Below are 20999 nucleotides of genomic sequence, written 5' to 3'. Positions count from 1 at the left end.
GTTTTAATAAATAATAAAAAACAAAAACTCAACTTACTAAAACAGCGTAAGCAAGGTTTCTTACAAAAGATGTTTGTTTGATTTTTGATTCCCCTATTGATAAATAATATATAAAGTGTTACAGTATATATACACCTTCGAAGAAAGATATAAATTACTGCTATTCAGCAAAAATAGCTGGGATGCCGAGTGCATCCCCTATTTTATCTTTCAAGCCAATTAAAAGTGTATTAAGCAGTTAAAAAATGGAGGTATAACAAATGAAAACTAAATTAAACGATATAAATATTAATTATGAATTAATGGGTGAAAATAATGACGAAACCGTCCTGTTAATACATGGATTTCCAGATTCAATGAAGGTATGGAGAAAAATAGCTCCCAAATTAGTAGAATCAGGTTTTAAAGTTATTAAAATAGATTTACCAGGTTATGGAGAAAGTGATATCCCAAACTCTGTAGAGGAATCAAAAGTTGATAATATATGCGATATTTTAAAACAATTACTAGATGAGTTGAACATTAACAAAACACATGTTATAGGTCATGACTGGGGGGCAGCTATCGGTTGGTATTTTTCATCAATTTATACTAATACAGTAAAATCTTATATACCTCTTAGCGTTGGCCACCCTTCAGGTTTAAAAAATAGTGGATTCGATCAATTAGTAAGTTCGTGGTATATACTACTTATATTAAATGAAGATTTAGGAGAAGAAGTATTTACTGCAGATGATTGGAGCTTATTTAAAACTCTTTTCACTGGAGAAGAGCTACATGAAAATTGGTTACCTGATATGTCTAGGGATGGTCGCCTTACTTCTGCTTTCAACCTCTATAGAGCAAACTTATCTCCTAAATATGGAGACAATTTAATACTTGAAACTTCAAAAGTAGAAGCTCCAGTTTTAGCTTTTTTAGGAGAAAATGATCCAGCGTTAACAGAAGACCAATTAAAACTTAGTGAAGATTGTGTTAAAAATGATTTTAACTATAATATTGTTAAAAATAAAGGTCACTGGTTGCCATTAGATGCTTATAGTGAAATTTATCCTGAAATAAAGAAATTTTTGTATAAATATAGTGAGAATCCACACCTTTAATCAATATATTCACAGGGTACCTCCCACGTACCCTTATTATTTTTTACTTTTTTTAGATTAATTGCTAATTTATTTAAGCTAATGTGTTTTTTTTAATACCGATTTATGTTATTGTATATGTACACGATATATTTACACCTTTTTATATTGTTTAATTCCATTAAGCGTTACCTCCATTTTTATTAGTGGATTGTGACGCTTTCTCGAGTAATGTTTAATCCAATACTTCGTTCTATGCGTTGCCAGTTCTATCTCCCAAATTTACTGGCAACGCTTTTTATTTGATGAATTTTTCTTTTGAGTTCATTCTGCGAATACTATATAATTATTTTAGGATCTCACGATCCTTATGCCTACTTTATATCTACACATGTCAGAGGGCTTTATGCCCTCTTCTTTTATTTTTTAAGGAGGAATACGTAATGACAGTAAGAAAACAAGGCAAAAAATGGCGTTACGATTTTGTCGTTGATGGTAAACGCTATAGAAAAACAGGTTTTGAGAAGAAAAAAGATGCAATTATCGCAATGAATGAGGCTTTTGAAAAAGCTAATAAAGGATTTACAAAAGATGGTAAGATTCCGTTTGTAAAGTATTTTGATAATTGGATTAAAGTACATAAAGAGCCCTACTTAACTTCCAAATCAGTAAATACATATTATAATGCGAAAAAAGTATTCGAAAAACAGTTAGGTAACTTGCCTTTAAAAGACTTAACTAAAACGCGGTATCAATCATTAATCAATTCTTACGCTAGTAAGAGAACAACTGAATCAGTGAGGAAGTTAAACTACTGTTTGCGGTCAGCGATACAAGATGCATTACACAAAGGGATGATATACAAAGACCCTACTTACAAAGTCAATATAAAAGGTGCAATTTCGGAACAACCAGAAGAAGATAAATTTATGAAGCTCGAATATTTTTATAAATTGAAAAAATATGCTCAAACCAAAAATGAACTATCTTACCTTTTTATATATTTAGCAGTAGTCACTGGAGCTCGGTTTAGTGAGATACAACATTTGCGTTATAAAGATTTTGATATAGAAAATGAAACAGTGCATATCAGAGGAACTAAAAATGCTACATCTGACCGAATAATTAAAATTACAAAAGAAGATATTAAACATGTTAGAAAAGTATTAAACGACTTCCCTATTAATTTAGACGGAGATATATTCAGAACAGGCGCGTCATTAATTACCCACAACGCGGTATCTAAGGTACTACAACGCTTTTGTTTAGACAACAAGATCGGTAATTATACTTTACACGCTTTACGTCACACACATTGCTCTATGTTAATTCACGAAGGTGTATCTATATATTATATTTCCAAACGTTTGGGGCACGCAGATATCACAACTACTTTGTCCACATACAGTCACTTATTAGAAGAAAGTCAAGAGCGTGAAGAAAGTAAAACGCTGGAAGCCTTGCGCCACATGTGATTTGGAGATTTCATGTCAACGAAGTAGTGATTTTGACATGGATTTATTAATTTTTTTGCTAAATTTGACATGACGTTGACATAAAATATATCAACTCAAACAAAATAAAAACACCAAAACCCTATAATATCAAGGGTTATAGCGTCTCAAGAAAGCTCAGAAAAGCTAAAAAACGGAGAGTGAGGGATTCGAACCCTCGAGACGCTTGTGACGCCTACACGCTTTCCAGGCGTGCTCCTTCGGCCGCTCGGACAACTCTCCATGATATAAAAAAACAGAAGCGATATTTCACTTCTGTTTAAATGACTCCGACGGGACTCGAACCCGTGTTACCGCCGTGAAAGGGCGGTGTCTTAACCGCTTGACCACGGAGCCATATGGCTCCACAGGTAGGATTCGAACCTACGACCGATCGGTTAACAGCCGATAGCTCTACCACTGAGCTACTGTGGATTCATAAAATTTAATGGAGCGGGTGATGGGAATCGAACCCACAACATCAGCTTGGAAGGCTGAGGTTTTGCCATTAAACTACACCCGCCTGTTACGATTATGGGGCGGGTGATGGGGATCGAACCCACGCATGTCGGAACCACAATCCGATGTGTTAACCACTTCACCACAACCGCCAAAAACGATGATATGGTTCAGGACAGAGTCGAACTGCCGACACATGGAGCTTCAATCCATTGCTCTACCAACTGAGCTACTGAACCATGATGACGGTCCCGATGGGATTCGAACCCACGCTCTCCTGCGTGACAGGCAGGCGTGTTAACCGCTACACTACGGGACCTTATTATGTAATTGCGGGAGGCGGATTTGAACCACCGACCTTCGGGTTATGAGCCCGACGAGCTACCGAACTGCTCCATCCCGCGATAATATTATTAATTTCGGCTACATTTTAAATATATCACGTAGTTAATAAAAAGTCAATACTTATTTAACTAAAGTTTAACTTTAATTAATATTCAATTAAACTCGATGTGATATACTAATTTGTTAATCAGGAAAATGAGCCCTCGTTTATTGACAACTTTCTTATTATATAAGTATTTTTCAATTTCGTCAATAACAGCAACAAACATTTTTGTGTAATTCTATCGTTATACACTAGTTTTCTCTCTTTTAATACGAATTTTAACCAAAAAATGAGATGACCCACACAAACAAAATCGTTCTATGGGATCATCTTCTTTCTTTAGAATTTACGCTTTTAATAAAATTAGTCACTCATTATACCCATCATACTACCTTGTAATGCTGTGAAACTTGTAAAACCATCTTCTGCAAGGAAATGGCCACCGTATTCAGCCACTTTACAATAGCCGCCTAAAGTATCCATAAGTCGTTTCGTCTCTTTATATGAAACATGCTTATCGTTTTTCGCACACAAGCCATAGAAACGCTCTACACGCTGTTTTACTGTATCATAATCAATCTCTATATCTTCATTGACAATGGATTCATCAATATCTTGAGCATCTTCTCTAAATCCAGAAATACTAAACAGCCCTTCTATTTGGAATGTGAGTTTCTGCTCGATATATTTAAGTGCAGCTAGCGTACCAAAGCCATGTGTTAACAAATAGGTTTCATGTTTATCAATATGTATTTGTTGATCCATTTTTTCGACCCATTGATCAATGTCATTATCTTTATCAATGGAAATATCCACTAAAGTCACATCGTAACCTTCTAGTCTAAGGTTATTTGCAAGCCAGTCATACCAATGGTTTGTGGAATCACTAAATTTTGAATGTACGATGATTACGTCTGTCATTTTTTCGTCCCCCTCTTGCCATTCAACACGCATAATTTAGAATAGCCTCTAACTTAAACTCAATAGGCATTCTACTATTTATATGCTTCTTACATACAGTTTAACATAATTTTAAACACAATATATTAAGAGCTATACATACACTGCTACTCTACTTACTAGATAAGTATTTGTCACCACAAAGCGCTTTCTTCTACTACCCATAAAAAAACGAAACCATAAAACGTCCATTCATTTTATGATTTCGCTTCACTTATATAAAGATGAAATTAAAGTGTTAAGTCGCTTACAATTCTTCTATCAGTGCCTCAACAGTATCTTTAGCTTGTTGGATACAATCAGGTAAGCCCATCGCTTCAAATGAGGCTCCTGTCATTTTCAATCTAGGATAATTTTCTTTGACATGATGTTGAATTTCTCTAATACGATCCATATGGCCTACATGATATTGTGGCATACTATTCGGCAATCGATTAACAATACTAAAGTCAGGATTACCTTTGATTGTCATCATTTGGCTTAGATCTTTACGTACGAGTGAAACAATTTCTTCATCCGTATGATCTTGAACGACCGTATCACCTGGCTTACCTACATACGCACGTAACAGTACTTTACCTTCTGGTGCGGTAAATGGCCATTTCTTGCTTGTCCATGTACATGCAGTAATATTGGTATTGCTAGTACGTGCAATCACAAAACCTGTACCGTCATAATTATTAACAATATTTTCCTCATCAAATGCTAGCACGACGGTTGCAACCGTTGTCGCACCCATTTCTTTAAAGTAATCAAACGCAGGATCGTCACCAAACCATTGCACGATTGCTTGATGTGGGGTTGTAACGATCACGCCATCATAATCGACTTGTTCGTCTTCAGTAAGGATTTCATAATTGCGTTGTGCAACAATAATGTCTTTAACAGCAGTATTGTATTTGATTTCAACACCTTGTTGCTGTACATATTGCGCTAACGTTTCAATGAATGAACTCAAGCCATTTGTAAACTGTTTGAATTGACCTTTAGGTGCACCTGGATAAAGTTGTTTACGTTTCTGACGTTGTTCTTTTTCGAACTTCATCCCTTTAATCAAACTACCAAATTGTTCTTCACGTTGTTTAAATTCAGGAAAAGTACTTTGTAAACTTAAATGATCAATATCCGTGCCATAAATGCCACCCATTAACGGTTCGATAAGATTTTCTAATACTTCATCACCTAAACGATGTCTGAAGAAATCGCCGACAGAGATATCTTCATTTAGTGGCGTTGTTTTTTTTACTAAATCTAATCCTGCAATGAGTTTACCTTTAAATGAAATGAGCTGTGTTTTCAAAAATGGACGAATAGAAGTCGGAATGCCCATGATTGAACCACCAGGGATTGGGTACAAACGATTTTTCGCAAAGATATAAGATTGCCCAGTTTCATTGGTAATCAATTGATCTCCTAAACCGATATCTTTTGCGACATCAGTCATAATCGTTTTTCTACCTAGATAAGATTCAGGACCAAGCTCTATCGTATAGCCTTCTGTTTGGTAGGTTTGAACCTTACCTCCTGCTCTTCCATTTTTTTCATATATCGTTACATCATAATCTGGATGTTGTTTTTTTAGAAAATAAGCACTCGATAAACCGGTTATACCTGCACCGATAATTGCAATCTCCTTAGACACTTTTAATCACTCATCCTTTTAAAAAACATTTTTGATTTCATCTACAATTGCGCCGATAAATAATGGATCTGTATCTGGCATTGTTGGTCTATGATATTTCACACCTAAATCATCACACACTGCTTTGCATTCGTGGTCGTTATCATATAAAACTTCTAAGTGTTCGCAAACAAAGCCTACAGGTGTATAAATGAAGTGTTGGTATTGATGTTCATCATACAATGTACGTGTTAAATCTTGAACATCAGGTCCTAACCATGGTGTGCCTGTATTACCTTCTGATTGCCAACCTTCTGCAACATGTTTGATGTCAGAGTGTTGTTGTAATAACTCTGCTGTTGCGTGAAGTTCATCTGGATATGGATCGTTGTTATCTTCTATTAATGCTTTTGGTAAACTATGTGCTGAGACGACAAGTACAGTATCGTCGTGTTCTTCTTGAGGAATCTCGTTTAATGTTTCATTCACTTTTTCAGTCCAATATTGAATGAATTTAGGTTGTTGATAATAATGTTCCACATGTGTGAGTTTAATATCGTATGGTGCAGCCGCTTTTTGTGCACGCTCATTATAAGAACCTACAGAAAAGCTTGAATAATGTGGTGCTAAGACGACAGTAACCGCTTCTTCAATGCCATCTTCATGCATACTTTCAACGGCATCTTCAATAAACGGATGAATATGTTTCAAACCAATATATAATTTAAATTCTTTGTCATCATAAGCTTGATTCAATCCATCACAAATCGCTTCTGCTTGACGGTTAGTCATACCAGCTAATGGAGAAAGACCACCGATTGCTTTATATCTTTCTTTTAAGTCTTCTAACTCGGCTTCAGTTGGCTTTTTACCATGTCTGATATCAGTATAATATGGTTCGATATCACTTTCTTTATAAGGGGTACCGTAAGCCATTACGAGTAGTCCTATTGTTTTGCTCATTGTAAACCATCCTTTTTATAGCATTATCTAAAAAAGCAGGACATCTCCATAAATAAAGCTGTCCAGCTTTCATAATCTAGTTACACTATCGTTGTGTGTAATCATGTACGAATTCAGTGATACGTCTAAGCGTGTCTGGGTTCACTTGTGGAAAGACACCGTGACCTAAATTAAAAATGTGTTTGCCATGTGCTAATCCTTGATCTAGGGTTGGTTTCAAGCGAGACTCAATCGCATCCCAAGGCGCAATAAGTACAGACGGATCTAAGTTGCCTTGGAGTGTTTTATCAATATCTAGTGCACGGGCTTCATTAATCGACATTCTCCAGTCTAAACCTAGCACATCGATTGGTAAATCATTCCACTCACGTACTAAATGGCTTGCACCTACACCAAATAAGATCACTGGGACATCGTAACGTGCTTTGATACCACTAACCAATCGTTGCATTGCAGGTTTTATATAATAACGATAATCTTCAACGTTTAATGCCCCTACCCATGAGTCAAAAATTTGTATCAACTGTGCACCCGCTTCAATCTGTGCAGAGACATAGTCAATAGACATCTCTACTAGATGGTCCATTAACGCAAACCAAGTGGCTTCATCACTATACATCATCGCTTTAGTAAAATGATAGTTTTTAGAAGGGCCACCTTCGACCATATAACTCGCTAATGTAAAAGGTGCACCTGTAAACCCAATCAACGGCACGTTTAGTTTTTCTTCAGTCAACAACTTAATCGTATCTAATACAAATGGAACATCACGTTTAGGATCGATTTTCCCAAGTTGTTCAACATCTTGAATGTTTTTGATTGGATTGTTAATAACGGGACCTACGCCAGATTGAATTTCTACATCTACACCAATAGGTAAGAGAGGAGTCATGATATCTTTATATAACACCGCTGCATCTGTGTGGTAACGATCGACAGGTAAATGCGTCACATAAGCACATAACTCAGGCTGATGTGTAATCTCAAATAGTGAATATTTCTCTTTTAATGCCCGATATTCGGGTTGTGAACGCCCTGCTTGTCTCATGAACCATACAGGAGTATGTGAAACTGTTTTTCCTTGAATCGTATCTAAAATCGTTGTGTTTTGTTGCACACCTCTGATCCTCCTAGATTATAATCATTAGTATCAATCTTATCATATCCGATAATGTGTCGTATTTTAAACTGCTTAAATGTCATAAAAATGACATACGACAACCCCTACCTCAATGTATCTTTGTTGTATTTTTAGGGTAAAACATTATAATATAAATCAAACTAAATTTCTATTAGTTAATTTTTTAAAAAACATACACACGTATGTATTTGCTTCTATTATATTTTAATTCAATATACAAGGGGGTATCACCTATGAAACTTTATGCTTCTTATGGTACATACGCTTTTTTAAAACAGAAAAAAGATAAAAATCCAGGCCATTCATTATATCTATTTTCTACTGCAGATAATTCAGTCATCATTGAAGAAACTGAAGATAAAACAGTCTTAAAAGAACCGATTGCTTATGAGGAAATTAAATCTGATGGCGACATAGATGAACGTCATTTTCATGCGATGATCTTTATTCCGACAACAGAAGACCACGCTTACCAATTAGAGAAAAAATTAGAAAGTTTAACCGCTAATTATTCCCAATTTGCCGGTTATCGTTGCTACCGCTTCTTGAAACCAACTAAACAACTCACTTACAAAATTTACTTTGGTTTTAACTCTAGAAGCGACTATGAAACATTTAAAAATTCATCTATCTTTAAAGAAAACTTTTCTAGAGAAGCATTAAGTCAGTTCTTTGGCTCTAGTACACAATACGCAAGTTATTTCGAACGTTACCTCTATCCAATAACTGACGAAGAATAAGACCATATATTTTAACTTACACATATTAAAGGCTGGAACACACACGTTTGAAGTTCCAGCCTCATTTTTTACTTCTATTTAATCTCTCAACAACATTTCTTGATGTTTGAGTTTATTAATGACGTTATGAATCGTTAACCAACCGACGATAAAGAATAAAATACCGCCGAAGAAATATTGCGGTGACATGATGGCAAAAACGATAGCGAAAATAATGCCAAGCACAATCATGAGTCGATAAAGGAATTGTTCATAACCTTTAATCACTTTCGTATCTGGTACCGGCCATACTTGTGGCCATAATCCATAAGCTTGTTGTGTATAGAATTGTGCCATTTGTAGTAGCGTAATATACATGAATAAACTACCGATGATGAGTGAAACAATCGGTTGTGACAACCATATCATCAACACAACTGCGATAATCACTAATCTCAAAATAATATTAAATGCATCTTTTCCTCTAACAAATGAACGCACAAATAAAAATAAATACATATAATTAGAATTAAAATGTTTCGGTCTAGGAACAGTAAGAATGACATCTAAATAACGTCGACGTACAGCTGTTTCTTGCAATGCTTTAACATCTGTAAACATATTGACGAACTTGTAGTAATTCATATGATGTTGATATTCAATTTTAATCATTCGTTCCCAAGGAAACAGTTTATTTTCGTTCATATGTCTGAGAATCAGCACTAACAATGCGAGTAAAATGACGGGTGCGATTGCGACAATATTTTTCATCTGTAAGATAGAGAAATAACTTGATGTAAAACAGATGAATAAGACGACATTGATGGACCAATTTTCAAGGCCGTAACGGTACCACTCCCATCTTAGTAATAAACCTATATATGGAAGGATTAATGCGAGTATCGCAAAGCAAATATAAAACACAAAGTGACGATCATTTAAGACATAGAAAAGTGGAAATAATACTGCTAAAACCCCGATTTGTAATACAATTCGGTTCAGATAACTGTAGTTTAAACTACGATTCATATAGGTCGACATCTTTTTTTCAAAAGGAAGTAAAAATAATTTGTCTGCTTCCTTTAAAAGCGTCCGTATTGGAAAAATAGAAATCACTGCGACTATAATCGATGCAATCAAGCTATAGTTGATGCCTTCTGGAATGGATTGAAGCCAATTCCCATAACCTAAGATGAAGGCTCCAAGTAATATGACTAAGAAGACAGAAAAGTGACCATTAAATATGAATTTATAGTAGTATTGTTTTTCTTTTCTAATTTCTTCTCTTCTCGTGTTGAATAATTGTTTCGCTTCTTGACTCATGCGTTCTGGCCACCTTGTGTGACATAAATATAGATTTCATCTAATGTATGCCCTTCTAATCCGACCTGATAACGCAATTCTTCTAAATTACCAAATGCGACAATCTCACCTTTATCTAAGATGATAAAACGATCACAATAACGCTCTGCTGTCGCTAATATATGGGTACTCATCAACACGGTGCGATCTTCGTTTTTCTTTTCCACCATGAGATCAAGCATGGATTGAATCCCAATTGGATCGAGTCCTAAAAACGGTTCGTCAATGATGTAAAGTTCTGGATCAACGATGAATGCACAGATAATCATCACTTTTTGTTTCATCCCTTTTGAAAAATGACTTGGGAATATAGAGAGTTCATTTTCTAAACGGAATGTTTTTAATAAAGGCATAGCCCGTCTCATCGCTTCTTCACGATCGATATTGTATGCCATTGCAGTCATATAAATATGTTCTTCCAATGTCAATTCTTCATAAATCACCGGTGCTTCAGGTATGTAAGAAAGCTTTTGGCGATACGTTTCAATATCTTCATCTATACGCGTACCTGAAATCGTATGCTCACCTTCCATGGGTTCTAATAAGCCTAAAATATGCTTGATGGTTGTACTCTTACCAGCACCATTTAACCCGATTAAACCAACGATTTCACCAGGTTTAAGTTCGAAATTAATATTTTTTATAATCGGACGTTTACCATAACCGCCCGTTAAATTCTCAACTTTTACTGTCATGGGTCTAGCCCACCTCCATAGCTTATATTGTATCAAAATTTAGCGCTCAAGTATAAAAATACTTGCCGCAAATGACGTTCCCTTACATCAATGCTATAATAAGTGAAAACAGTGTAATAAGGAGTGACGATTCAGATGCCAGAAACTATTTTCAGTAAAATCATCGAAGGCGAGATCCCAAGTCATAAAGTATATGAAGATGACTATGTTTATGCTTTCCTTGATATTTCACAAGTAACTAAGGGTCATACCTTACTCGTCCCTAAAAAAGCATCAGCGAATATCTTTGAAACTGACGCTGAAACGATGAAACATATCGGTGTAGCCATTCCAAAAATTGCGAATGCCATTAAAGAAGCATTTAATCCAGATGGTTTAAACATTATTCAAAATAATGGTGAATTCGCTGATCAATCTGTATTCCACCTACACTTCCATTTCTTACCACGTTATAAAGACGACGTAGATGGATTTGGATATGAATGGGAAACACATGAAGATACGATTGATGACGATCAAAAAGCAGAACTTGCAAAACAAATTAGCGCTCAAATTGAAGGCTAATGCATGATTTAAATCGATTTAGGGTAGAACTTTAATATTCATTTACGTTTAATCCATAAAATAAGGAGAGTTATTATGAAACCAGTACAATTCTTACTTGGTGTCGGTGCTGGCGTAGCTACAGGTGTCGGTGTCTTCCTCATGAATAAACAAAACCAGCAAAGCCAAGCTAACCATACAACGACTCAAAATCAAACAACTCAGCCGGTGGGTGCCGATGCTGAATTCAATCGTGATGTTGAAACCATTAAACAAAGCATTACTGATATTACAAATTATATCTCACAAATTAAATCAGAAGGTAAACAATTTGCGAGTACAATCGGTGACGATGTGAAATCAATGATCGGTAATTTCCAATCAGATATTAAACCTAATATTGAACAATTACAATCTCACATTGAAAACTTACAAAACAGAGGCGAAGAAATCTCAAAAGCTTTCAGTAAAGAGAAATAAAGTTGTTCTAATGGTTCTATCTTTAATTAAATCATCTTTCATATTATGGCTGGGACACGAGGGCGTCTCAGCCTTCTTTTTTATTGCTTAGATATATACTTGACTATGGTGCTTTTTAGCTAGATAATACGTAAGGAAATAAGCTTTAGACAAAAGCAAGATGCTGAATGATAAGGAGTGATCATGTAGATGTTTTTATGTATGCGACAAATTGATATCAATGCTCGTTTTGGTTTGCCTCGCATCGCCTTTTTAAGTTTCGCTACAACAGTTATTACATTTTTAATTGGTTATGAAATCATGCATTACTTCTCAAACACAGCATTAACCGATCATTATTTTATATTATTTGCGTTAGGGGCTTTATTACTGTATCCACTACATAAAGCGTTACATCTCATCATTCTATTGCCCTATTATAAATCATTTCGCATATTTAAATTAGTTAAATCAAAGTATATACCTTTATATAATATCTATGTCAATACACCTGTGAACCGTTACTATTTTTGCTTTGCATTAATCGTACCTTTTATCGTTGTTACTGGCGTATCTGCATGGATGTGTGGTTTGTTTCCACAGTTCGGTCATTATTTCATATTCTATATTGCCTTAAACACAGGTATTTCAGTCATCGATTGTCTTTATTTAAAATTGTTGCTGTTTTCAAATGAAGGTAATTATATTGAAGAGCATCAAACGGGCATGAATATCTTGAAAAAGGTATCGACTGTCTACGATACAAGATACTAACAAACGGTCGTACTATAGTCTGATATACACCCATTTTCATTGGTCATTTAGTCATAATGTGCTATATTTACCTTGTTATTCTTAGCAAAGGAGATACATATCTATGAAACATGTTAAAAAGGTATTCTTACCTATTGTTGCTGGTGCAGTTGTGCTTAGTGCATGTGGTAATGATGCGACAGATTCTAAAGAAAATGTACTAATTTCATCAAAAGCTGGCGATGTCAAAGTTGCTGACGTCATGGAAAAAATTGGAGATGAACAAATTGCCAACAGTTCATTTTCAGTATTGCTAAACAAATTACTCGCAGATAAATACGAGGATGACGTAGATTCTAAAGACATCGATAAACAAGTTGAGAAAGAGCAAGAACAATACGGTGGTAAAGACCAATTTGAAAGCATGTTAAAACAACAAAACATGACATTAGGTGACTACAAAGAACAGAAAAAACTACAAGCTTACCAAAAACAATTGTTAGAAGATAAAGTTGACGTTTCAGATAAAGAGATCAAAGACAATACGAAAAAAGCATCTCACATCTTAATTAAAGTTAAAGAAGATAAAGATGATAAAGAAGGCTTATCTAAAGATAAAGCTAAGGATAAAGCAAAAGAAATTCAAAAAGAAGTTGAAAAAAATCCAGATAAATTCAGCGATATCGCAAAAGATGAATCCATGGATTCAAGTACGAAAAAAAATGGTGGTAGCCTCGGTTACGTGATGAAAGATCAAATGGTTGAAGACTTTGAAAAAGCACTCTTCAAACTCAAAGAAGGCGACATTTCAGACGTTGTTAAAACAGATTACGGTTACCATATCATTAAAGCAGATAAAGCAGATGACTTCGATAAAGAAAAATCTAAACTTAGAACTCAATTAATTCAACAAAAAGTACAAAAAGATCCTGAATTACTCACTGATGCATATAAAGATTTACTTAAAGAATATAACGTAGACTACAAAGATAGAGATATTAAAAAAGCAATCAATGATTCTATCTTAGACCCAGATAAAATCAAGCAACAACAGCAGCAACAACAACAAGGTGGTAACATGGGCGGCGGCCAAGCTATGCCTGGTGGTCAGTAATCAGTACCACACATGTTTCATGTTCATCCGTCGTTGTTGTTTTGAGCTTATCAGTTAAATAATGAAATGAAACGACCCATTCCTCATTCTAGAGAGATGGGTCGTTTTTTTGGTTGTAGCTTAAGTATCCTCCCCACTTATCGAAAACGAAAAAAGCACCCACTTGAACATGTATGACGTACTACATGCTTACGCGGGTGCTTATTTCAATATTAAATTTCACATTAAACCTAATCTAACGTTGTTGGTTTATAAAATTGTCTATTATCTAAACCAAAAATACGTTCAGTAAACTGGCCTTGTTCTGTTTTCTTGAATGCTTTTTCAAACATATTCATTTTCGCATCAATATTGTCAATGAAATAAAGAATTTCAGCTTCTTTTAAATGTGGCATTTTCGGTGAACCGAATTCCATTTTACCGTGATGCGCTAAAATCATATGTCTCAGTAACATCACTTCTTCACCATCGATGTTTAGCTCTTTGGCCGCTTCTGCTACTTCATCGCTCGCAATAGAAATATGGCCTAATAGGTTACCTTCTACTGTATATGAAGTAGCGACAGGTCCACTCAATTCTTTCACTTTACCGATATCATGTAAGATGATGCCGCTGTATAATAAGCTACGATTTAACAATGGATAAATATCACAAAGTGCTTTTGCGATACGTAACATCGTTAAGACGTGGTAACTTAAACCACTGGCAAAGTTATGATGGTGTGAACTTGCTGCAGGATATGAATAGAACCGGTCTTGGTATTTTCTCAATAAATGACGTGTGATTCGTTGCAAGTTCGCATTTTCAATATCTAATAAATAGTGAGACATTGCTTCTTGTATTTCGTCTGGTGTCATCGGTGCGCCATCTACAAAATCTTCGATGTGCAATTGATCTTCATCCGTCGCCAAACGAATTTTATTGATTTTCATTTGTTTGCGACCACGGTAGTTAATGACATCACCTTTCACGTGCACGATGGATTCTGGCACTAATATTTGCATTTCTTCCTTTGTGACCGTCCATAATTTCGACTCGATATCCCCACTTTTGTCTTGAAGATACAATGTCATATAATCTTTTCCTTGAGCTGTAACACCTTGAGTTGCTCTGTGGATTAAGAAGAAATTATCAACAGAATCACCGGGATTCAATTTTTCTACATTGCGCATTATTTACCGCCTTCCTCTAATTTATTCAACGTTACGATTTGTTTAGCAGGCACTGTAGTATCTTTCACACAAGTGAAGTACAGAATTTGATAATCGTCTGGCATTTCACGTAAGAAATCCATAATTTTTGCCTTACGATTTTTATCAAAATGAACAAATGCATCATCAATGATGACTGGGAATGGATAATACTGTTTGAGTGTTTTAATTAAGCTGAGTCGCAATGCAACATATAAAATTTCTTTTGTAGATTGACTCAATTCAACTGGTCTATACATTTGACCTGTATATTGTTTAACCATTAATTCGTCATTTGCATATGTGATTTGTACATATCTGCCTTCAGTTAAGTGCTTAAAGATTTCGGTAGCTTCATCAATCACTTGCGGTAATCGTTTATCTTTAATTTGTGTAATATGTGCATCGACTAGTGATTGAAGATAACTTAAACTTGCCCAGTCTTTTGCTTCATCATTCATTTGGTTTTTCAACATGTGATAACGATGTCTTAAATTAGCAAGTGTTTCGTCTGTTTCCATGAATTCAATTTTAGAAGTTAAATCACTGACTTCCCTTTGCATCGCTAAGTATTGTTCATTATAATCATCGACTTGTTGTGCTAGTTTTTGATCTTCTTTATCTAACTGCGCTTCTGTTTTTTCCGCTAAAGTTGAACTATCTGAATAAGCATAGTTTTGGTTTTCTAGATATGAAGTTAAATCGTTGAAGCGAGCCATGTTTTGTTGATAAGTAACATATTGCTCATGACTTTGATAATAATCTTCTTCATCTTGAACATCTACATAATCAAATAGTTGAAGAATGAGGTTTTCATTATCGCTTAATGATGATTTCAACTGTTTCAATTCACTGGATAATGATGAAATTTGAGCATCATTATTTTCCACTTTTGCTGTATCTTCTTTCGTCTGTTGTAACCATTGTTTTACGTCGTGGAATAACGAAGATTTGTTGAATTGCGTAGAAGTACGATTGAGCGTGTTTTGCGCAGTGTCATAAAATGTGTCCAATTGTTGCTGCAATTCCTGTTGTTGAACCTGTAATGAATCTAGCTGTTTATCATAATCTTTGACTTTATTAATCGTACCTATGCTATCAACAATAAGTTCATCCGCAAGTTTGTCTGATAAGTATAAGTCTTCTCTTACTTGAATGAGTTGTTGATCAGCTTGATTGTAGGCTTGACGTGCTTCGTCTAATGAAGTTTGTAAGTGTTCTGCTTTCATATCAAGCGTATCTTTAGATTTAACCGCATTTTGCCATTGTTCTCTCAAACGATATTGTTGATCTAGATCAAAGTCTAAATCATAATCCGCTTCTAATTGTGAAACTTGTTGTTCTAATTCTTCAATTTCATGGCTGAATGTTTCACTGTGGCCTACTGTTTTTGTTCTGACTAAGAATGTGCCGATGATGAAAATGAGTGTGAGTATCGTAAATATAACACCAAATATGAGGTTAGATGATACGAATGCAAAAATCGTTAAACCTAAGCTGACTACAGCTAAGATGATAAAGCTTATACGTAATAACTGTTGTTTTTTCTCTTTTTCTGCTTGTTCAACATCGAACGCGTCTTTCATTTTTTGATAAAGATTATTCTTTTCTTGTAGTTCAAATACTTGTTGCTCATATTGACGTTTTTTCTCAAATGTTTCTTCCGGTACAATATCTTGTTCTAACGCTGAAATTTCTTCGTCATTAGATGGTTTTTCAATGTTGTTATCCGCGATGCTTTGTTCTAATTGTTGTATGTGTGCTTGTTCAGATTGTTTTTCTTTTAATTGTTGCGTCACGTGGCTCTTCATCGCATCAGAGCTATCAACTTCTTGATGGACTTCCTGCCAAGCAATCTCATTTTTTAGTAATTCAAATTCACGTGTCTTATCTTGAATTTCTTTCGATAAGGCTTGCTGTTCATTGTCTTGTTGAGTGATCTCATGCTCTTGTTGCGCGAGTTGTGTCATCGCATCAGTCACGTCAGAATCTGGAATCATATAGCGTTCATTGTCTTGTTGATAACGCACGAGGCTATCTTCTTTTGAACCAATCTCTCTTTTTAACGATTGGGTTTGTAGTTTCGCACTTTCATAACGATCGACCCCTTTTTCAGGAAATTGAATAGGTTCAACGTTGAGTGTTTTTTCTAATGACTTCCATTCTTGTGCTTGCTCATGAAGTGCAATTTCTTTTTGTTTCTTTTCATGCATATTTGATAATTGCGCAAGGTTTTGTTTCAGGTGATCTAAGCGGCGTTGTGCTTTATCTCGATCATCAACATAACGATGGTAGGCTGTTAATTTCGATTCTTCGTCTCTAATTTGTAACTCGAGTTCGTTCAGTTGTTCCAACTGTTGGTTAATAATCGGTTTACGACCGTTTTTCTTATACAATTCTGCTTTTCTATCATTAAGTGTTTCTCTAAGTGACGTGAATTCTGTAGAACCGAGCGCCCCTGCTTGTAGTAAATAGTTTTGAAGTTGTGTTTCGTCCATATTTTTATGAATATCTTGCAAACCGAGAACACTAAATGAAAAAATACCTTGATACGTCCGTTTAGATATGTAATTTAATTCTTTTTTCAACCACGCCTCATCTTTAATTAACCCATTAGGGAGATAGACCTTCACATCTCCGGTTGCGCTGCCTTTGATACGTTCGATTTCTATTTCTGAGCCATCGTCTTGAATGAGCGTTAACTTACCACCATATTGATTACCTAATTTCGGTTCTAATCTCGGCTCTGTTTCCTTTCTCGTTGGAAAACCAAACAGTATCGAATGAATGAACGCTTGAATGGTAGATTTCCCGGCTTCATTTTCCCCGTAAATTTCAGTGAAAGAAGAATCAAAATGGATCGTACGTTGTATAAATTGACCATAACCATAGATCTCTAAAGATTTTATTTTCATTTTAATCCTCCTTCGCATCTGTTTGTAATAAGTTTTCTGCGTGTTCGATGAGCGCTTTACGATCAAACGATTGATAATCATCTAAATACTTAGAAGCTTTAGGGTTTAAGTACAAGTCACTGACTGCCTGATCAAAAACACGACTGTCTTGAATAAGTTCTTCTGAGAATTCATTTACAAGCGATTGTTGATCCGCGTATTTATATTGGATGAACAAACCTTCCATAAAGATAAAATCATGTTCATTTTCTTCATAATCTCGAATCATTTCTTTAACTTGTGTGAGATCTTGTTCAGGCATAGGTTCATCTGAATCAATGACCACAGTGAGCTGATAAAAGGCTTTACCTTGAGGTCGTACTCGATCTTTGAATGCTTGTATCGCTTCGTATAAACCGTGTTTAGAAGTCTTCTCTGTCTCTATCGTTGCTGTATCAAAGCGGATATATTGCGTGGGTTTAAACTGGACGTTGAGGTTGAGGGCATCACCTTCAACTAACAGACACCCTTTTTCTCCTGTTTCATTAAAATGACGCCCTTGAATATTACCAGCATAATGGATTTGTGGCATCGTGCTTAACTGTTGTCGCTCATGAATATGACCTAAAGCCCAATAATGATAGAGTTTGCTATTCAAATCTTCAAGCCGAAATTCGGTATAACGATTTTTGGCCGACGATTTACTATAAGTACCGTGCAAGATACCGATATGTATGCCTTCTTGACCTTGACTGGAAGGATAAGCATCGATCTTATTCTCGTAACTTGCATCTTGTTGGTAACTAAAGCCGTGTAAATAAATCGTCTCACCACGTCGTGTAATCGTTTGGTAGGTTTCTACATTTTGAGAAAACACTGAGACATTGTTTGGCCATTCTGTCGCTACGCTACGTGTGAGCGGGTCATGGTTACCGTGACAGAGATATACGAAAATTTGTTCTTTTTCTAATCGTTCAAACTGTTCCTTTAAAAAGACTTCTGCTCTGAGTGTACGATTCTCTTTATCAAATAAATCCCCTGAGATAATGACAAAGTCTACCTCTTCATTAAGCGCGATATCTATGATGTTTTTAAAGCTTTCATAAGCACTTTGTTGTATATCCTCAAATATTGAGCGGCTGAGATGGCTTCTAGATTTAAAAGGACTATCTAGATGTAAGTCCGCGCAATGTATAAATTTCACCATATGTAAATCTCCTTTATGCGATGGTCATCGAACGTCGCTTAAGATTTCAATTACCCTGATTCAGTTATAAAATAGGATTTTATATCTTATTCGTCTTGTACATTTTACCATAATCTACGAGCACCCGTCGATAAAACAAAAAAGCTACAACATGTCTAAATAGACACATTGTAGCTTTAAATATCTACACTTACTTTAAATTAGTCAGCGTAAATTTCATCTAAAGGTTTAACGATGATTTGGTTGATTTCTTGGAAAGTTTGACTCATTTTTTGTTCTGCAGTCATTAAATCAGCAATATTTGAATCTTTTTCGATTTGTTGCGCTTGTTCTTGCGCTTTTTGTAATTCATCTTCGCTGATTTCTTCACCTTGCATTTGTTTTTGTTGGAAGTTCATTTGAGTTTCACGGAAATCATCAAATAATTTTTTTGATTCGTCGTTTTCTTTGACTTTAGCATAAGCTTCTTTGATTGCTTTATATTCTTCACTTTCTCTTAAAGCTTGTTCTAATTGATTTGCATAATCATGTAAATTTACTGCCATGTTTGCTCACTCCTTGTATAAATGTATGTTTTACCATAACGATAATACCATAACACAAAATAAAGTTTTAGACAAAAATAGCAATGACACCTTGGAGTAATCCAATAATACCACCTAAGATAAAGCCTAATAACATAATCAGTTTCAACTCTTTATTGGCAATCTCAATAATTAATCGTTCAATATAATCTAAGTCAAAGGTATTAATCTGAGCCTCAATCATACCTCTCAAATCGATTTCTTTCATGATAGATGAGAGCTGTTTAGAAATATTGTCAATGAGTAAATCTGTCACATGAGTAGACACTTTGTCTTCTAAGAATGTGATAAATTGTGGCATTAATTGATTCAACGGTTGATGTGTATAGCGATCTAAATTCAAGTAATTTATGATTAACGGAGCCACAGACGATTGAATAGTTGAAAATTGTTCAGTAGAAACGATATCTCCGAGTGATTTAGATTTTAATGTCGCATATTCGTTTTGGATGATTTGTTCGGCAATCTCTTGTGCTCTTGGATGATGTGTTAATCTTATCAATTCTTGTCTAATGCGATCCGCAATACTTTCTTTCGTCATAAACATTTGAAGCATGCCGATGATTTTTCCTTTTTCTTGGAAAAATGATTCCAACATATGGTAAATGTCGCGTTCCCCTTTTTCAGATTCAAGGTAAACACGCGCACGTTCGAATAACAATGGCGTTGCTTGATCCACATAATGACTGATGTATTGTTCCAACGCCTCAGGCAAAATACTTTCAATCGATTCTTGTTGATGGTTGTCATAAAAATCGTTTAATTTGCGTTCAATCAATGTTGTTAGTTGTTGATTGGCAACTTCTGCTAAGTCGATATTCAACGCATCTGCAATCGATTGTAACGTGACATCATCTCTTTTTAATTTTTCTATTTGTGAGACGATGAGCTGTTGTATTTTATCTCTTGTTTCCGGTGCATTTAATTTAGCATGAATGAGCGATTCTGTTAACAAATGCTCTTCAATCACTTGCCCTATTTTTGTCGCAATTTCTTCTCGTCGTTTAGGGATTAAACCCGGTGTAAATGGTATTCTTTTATTAAAAATATAGTAAGGTTTGAATGGATGGAACAACATCCTTACAGCAATCATATTGGTGACACCACCAATGATCGCACCAATCACAACCATTACAATAATAATGATAAACGCATGCATGACGGTATTTCCTTTCTTTATTTAACTTCAGTACATTACCATATTATAAATGATAGCTGTACACAAGTCGCAGCATAAAGTGCTCACTTCGTTGATTTTTCTCGATGATAAAAAAGGAGCAAGATTAAAATCTAAATGAAAACTTAGATTATAAAATCTTACTCCTTGTACGTTTAAAATATGGGTAAGTCTTTCTAGTCAACACGTAGTGTG

At 35.2% G+C, this 20999-nt stretch carries 18 protein-coding genes and 8 tRNA genes; 7 read left to right on the top strand and 19 right to left on the bottom strand.

Features of this window, described 5'->3' with window-relative positions; genetic code table 11:
* Positions 1-260: 260 nt before the first annotated feature.
* Together ACSBRB_RS10275 and ACSBRB_RS10270 are read left to right on the top strand one after the other, a co-directional pair.
* Positions 261-1103 (top strand): alpha/beta fold hydrolase, encoded by an 843-nt coding sequence (locus tag ACSBRB_RS10275; protein ID WP_435032695.1) that lies wholly within the window; start codon positions 261-263, stop codon positions 1101-1103.
* A gap of 422 nt (positions 1104-1525) precedes the next feature.
* Complete coding sequence (locus ACSBRB_RS10270) at positions 1526-2557, top strand: tyrosine-type recombinase/integrase (protein ID WP_435032694.1); 1032 nt, start codon at positions 1526-1528, stop codon at positions 2555-2557.
* A gap of 173 nt (positions 2558-2730) precedes the next feature.
* Here ACSBRB_RS10270 and ACSBRB_RS10265 read toward each other — a convergent pair.
* The 12 genes from ACSBRB_RS10265 to hemE all read right to left on the bottom strand — a co-directional run bounded on the left by ACSBRB_RS10265 (position 2731) and on the right by hemE (position 8083).
* Positions 2731-2818, bottom strand: a tRNA-Ser gene (locus tag ACSBRB_RS10265).
* Between the two features lie 42 nt (positions 2819-2860).
* Positions 2861-2932 (bottom strand) — tRNA-Glu (locus tag ACSBRB_RS10260).
* 3 nt (positions 2933-2935) lie between these two features.
* Positions 2936-3010: transfer RNA gene (locus ACSBRB_RS10255), tRNA-Asn, on the bottom strand.
* 14 nt (positions 3011-3024) lie between these two features.
* A tRNA-Gly gene (locus ACSBRB_RS10250) sits at positions 3025-3098 on the bottom strand.
* Between the two features lie 12 nt (positions 3099-3110).
* Positions 3111-3186, bottom strand: a tRNA-His gene (locus ACSBRB_RS10245).
* Between the two features lie 14 nt (positions 3187-3200).
* Positions 3201-3273: transfer RNA gene (locus tag ACSBRB_RS10240), tRNA-Phe, on the bottom strand.
* 7 nt (positions 3274-3280) lie between these two features.
* A tRNA-Asp gene (locus ACSBRB_RS10235) sits at positions 3281-3353 on the bottom strand.
* Between the two features lie 11 nt (positions 3354-3364).
* A tRNA-Met gene (locus ACSBRB_RS10230) sits at positions 3365-3438 on the bottom strand.
* 347 nt (positions 3439-3785) lie between these two features.
* Positions 3786-4343, bottom strand: coding sequence for an RBBP9/YdeN family alpha/beta hydrolase (locus ACSBRB_RS10225; RefSeq protein ID WP_435032693.1), 558 nt, complete (start codon positions 4341-4343; stop codon positions 3786-3788).
* Positions 4344-4629: 286 nt separating this feature from the next.
* Positions 4630-6024 (bottom strand): protoporphyrinogen oxidase, encoded by a 1395-nt coding sequence (gene hemY, locus ACSBRB_RS10220; protein WP_435032692.1) that lies wholly within the window; start codon positions 6022-6024, stop codon positions 4630-4632.
* A gap of 18 nt (positions 6025-6042) precedes the next feature.
* A complete protein-coding gene (hemH, locus tag ACSBRB_RS10215) occupies positions 6043-6966 on the bottom strand; it encodes a ferrochelatase (protein ID WP_435032691.1) in 924 nt (307 codons plus the stop codon).
* An 85-nt stretch (positions 6967-7051) separates the two neighbouring features.
* Positions 7052-8083 carry a uroporphyrinogen decarboxylase gene (hemE, locus tag ACSBRB_RS10210; protein ID WP_435032690.1) on the bottom strand — a complete coding sequence of 344 codons (1032 nt, stop codon included), beginning with the start codon at positions 8081-8083 and terminating at the stop codon, positions 7052-7054.
* A 257-nt stretch (positions 8084-8340) separates the two neighbouring features.
* Between hemE and ACSBRB_RS10205 the strand changes: the two genes are divergently transcribed.
* On the top strand, positions 8341-8847 hold the full coding sequence (locus ACSBRB_RS10205; protein WP_435032689.1) for a signal transduction protein TRAP: 507 nt from the start codon (positions 8341-8343) through the stop codon (positions 8845-8847).
* A gap of 78 nt (positions 8848-8925) precedes the next feature.
* Here ACSBRB_RS10205 and ecsB read toward each other — a convergent pair whose 3' ends face one another.
* Positions 8926-10149 carry an ABC transporter permease EcsB gene (gene ecsB / locus ACSBRB_RS10200; RefSeq protein ID WP_435032688.1) on the bottom strand — a complete coding sequence of 408 codons (1224 nt, stop codon included), beginning with the start codon at positions 10147-10149 and terminating at the stop codon, positions 8926-8928.
* Positions 10146-10883 (bottom strand): ABC transporter ATP-binding protein EcsA, encoded by a 738-nt coding sequence (ecsA, locus tag ACSBRB_RS10195; protein ID WP_435032687.1) that lies wholly within the window; start codon positions 10881-10883, stop codon positions 10146-10148. The genes ecsB and ecsA overlap by 4 nt, the downstream gene beginning before the upstream one ends.
* A 135-nt stretch (positions 10884-11018) precedes the next feature.
* On the opposite strand from ecsA, the gene ACSBRB_RS10190 reads away from it, so the two are divergent.
* The 4 genes from ACSBRB_RS10190 to prsA all read left to right on the top strand — a co-directional run bounded on the left by ACSBRB_RS10190 (position 11019) and on the right by prsA (position 13752).
* Positions 11019-11447 (top strand): HIT family protein, encoded by a 429-nt coding sequence (locus tag ACSBRB_RS10190; RefSeq protein WP_435032686.1) that lies wholly within the window; start codon positions 11019-11021, stop codon positions 11445-11447.
* Positions 11448-11522: 75 nt separating this feature from the next.
* Positions 11523-11906 (top strand): YtxH domain-containing protein, encoded by a 384-nt coding sequence (locus ACSBRB_RS10185; protein WP_435032685.1) that lies wholly within the window; start codon positions 11523-11525, stop codon positions 11904-11906.
* A 189-nt stretch (positions 11907-12095) separates the two neighbouring features.
* The gene (locus tag ACSBRB_RS10180) at positions 12096-12659 is read left to right on the top strand and encodes a DUF3267 domain-containing protein (RefSeq protein ID WP_435032684.1); all 564 of its coding nucleotides are present in this window, start codon (positions 12096-12098) and stop codon (positions 12657-12659) included.
* 103 nt (positions 12660-12762) lie between these two features.
* Positions 12763-13752, top strand: a complete 990-nt coding sequence (gene prsA / locus ACSBRB_RS10175; RefSeq protein WP_435032683.1) for a peptidylprolyl isomerase PrsA — start codon at positions 12763-12765, stop codon at positions 13750-13752.
* Between the two features lie 230 nt (positions 13753-13982).
* Here prsA and yhaM read toward each other — a convergent pair whose 3' ends face one another.
* The 5 genes from yhaM to ACSBRB_RS10150 all read right to left on the bottom strand — a co-directional run bounded on the left by yhaM (position 13983) and on the right by ACSBRB_RS10150 (position 20786).
* A complete protein-coding gene (gene yhaM, locus ACSBRB_RS10170; protein WP_435032682.1) occupies positions 13983-14924 on the bottom strand; it encodes a 3'-5' exoribonuclease YhaM in 942 nt (313 codons plus the stop codon).
* Positions 14924-17857: an ATP-binding protein gene (locus tag ACSBRB_RS10165; protein ID WP_435032681.1), complete on the bottom strand. Its 2934-nt coding sequence runs from the start codon at positions 17855-17857 to the stop codon at positions 14924-14926. Before ACSBRB_RS10165 ends, yhaM begins: the two co-directional genes overlap by 1 nt.
* Before the next feature lies 1 nt (position 17858).
* Positions 17859-19043, bottom strand: coding sequence for a metallophosphoesterase family protein (locus tag ACSBRB_RS10160; protein ID WP_435032680.1), 1185 nt, complete (start codon positions 19041-19043; stop codon positions 17859-17861).
* Positions 19044-19243: 200 nt separating this feature from the next.
* Positions 19244-19588 carry a YlbF/YmcA family competence regulator gene (locus tag ACSBRB_RS10155; protein WP_059107670.1) on the bottom strand — a complete coding sequence of 115 codons (345 nt, stop codon included), beginning with the start codon at positions 19586-19588 and terminating at the stop codon, positions 19244-19246.
* Between the two features lie 67 nt (positions 19589-19655).
* A complete protein-coding gene (locus tag ACSBRB_RS10150; RefSeq protein ID WP_435032679.1) occupies positions 19656-20786 on the bottom strand; it encodes a DUF445 domain-containing protein in 1131 nt (376 codons plus the stop codon).
* Positions 20787-20999: the final 213 nt, after the last annotated feature.

It is taken from the genome of Staphylococcus auricularis (genome assembly GCF_051172115.1).
Lineage (GTDB): Bacteria > Bacillota > Bacilli > Staphylococcales > Staphylococcaceae > Staphylococcus > Staphylococcus auricularis_A.
This window is presented reverse-complemented; position numbering and strand designations above follow the sequence as displayed.

Bases quoted from the DNA above. Each gene is read 5' to 3' on its own strand.
- ACSBRB_RS10275 (WP_435032695.1), top strand. From the start codon at position 261: ATGAAAACTAAATTAAACGATATAAATATTAATTATGAATTAATGGGT.
- ACSBRB_RS10270 (WP_435032694.1), top strand. From the start codon at position 1,526: ATGACAGTAAGAAAACAAGGCAAAAAATGGCGTTACGATTTTGTCGTT.
- ACSBRB_RS10225 (WP_435032693.1), bottom strand. From the start codon at position 4,343: ATGACAGACGTAATCATCGTACATTCAAAATTTAGTGATTCCACAAAC.
- hemH (WP_435032691.1), bottom strand. From the start codon at position 6,966: ATGAGCAAAACAATAGGACTACTCGTAATGGCTTACGGTACCCCTTAT.
- ACSBRB_RS10205 (WP_435032689.1), top strand. From the start codon at position 8,341: ATGAAACTTTATGCTTCTTATGGTACATACGCTTTTTTAAAACAGAAA.
- ecsB (WP_435032688.1), bottom strand. From the start codon at position 10,149: ATGAGTCAAGAAGCGAAACAATTATTCAACACGAGAAGAGAAGAAATT.
- ecsA (WP_435032687.1), bottom strand. From the start codon at position 10,883: ATGACAGTAAAAGTTGAGAATTTAACGGGCGGTTATGGTAAACGTCCG.
- ACSBRB_RS10190 (WP_435032686.1), top strand. From the start codon at position 11,019: ATGCCAGAAACTATTTTCAGTAAAATCATCGAAGGCGAGATCCCAAGT.
- ACSBRB_RS10185 (WP_435032685.1), top strand. From the start codon at position 11,523: ATGAAACCAGTACAATTCTTACTTGGTGTCGGTGCTGGCGTAGCTACA.
- ACSBRB_RS10180 (WP_435032684.1), top strand. From the start codon at position 12,096: ATGTTTTTATGTATGCGACAAATTGATATCAATGCTCGTTTTGGTTTG.
- prsA (WP_435032683.1), top strand. From the start codon at position 12,763: ATGAAACATGTTAAAAAGGTATTCTTACCTATTGTTGCTGGTGCAGTT.
- yhaM (WP_435032682.1), bottom strand. From the start codon at position 14,924: ATGCGCAATGTAGAAAAATTGAATCCCGGTGATTCTGTTGATAATTTC.
- ACSBRB_RS10165 (WP_435032681.1), bottom strand. From the start codon at position 17,857: ATGAAAATAAAATCTTTAGAGATCTATGGTTATGGTCAATTTATACAA.
- ACSBRB_RS10160 (WP_435032680.1), bottom strand. From the start codon at position 19,043: ATGGTGAAATTTATACATTGCGCGGACTTACATCTAGATAGTCCTTTT.
- ACSBRB_RS10155 (WP_059107670.1), bottom strand. From the start codon at position 19,588: ATGGCAGTAAATTTACATGATTATGCAAATCAATTAGAACAAGCTTTA.
- ACSBRB_RS10150 (WP_435032679.1), bottom strand. From the start codon at position 20,786: ATGCATGCGTTTATCATTATTATTGTAATGGTTGTGATTGGTGCGATC.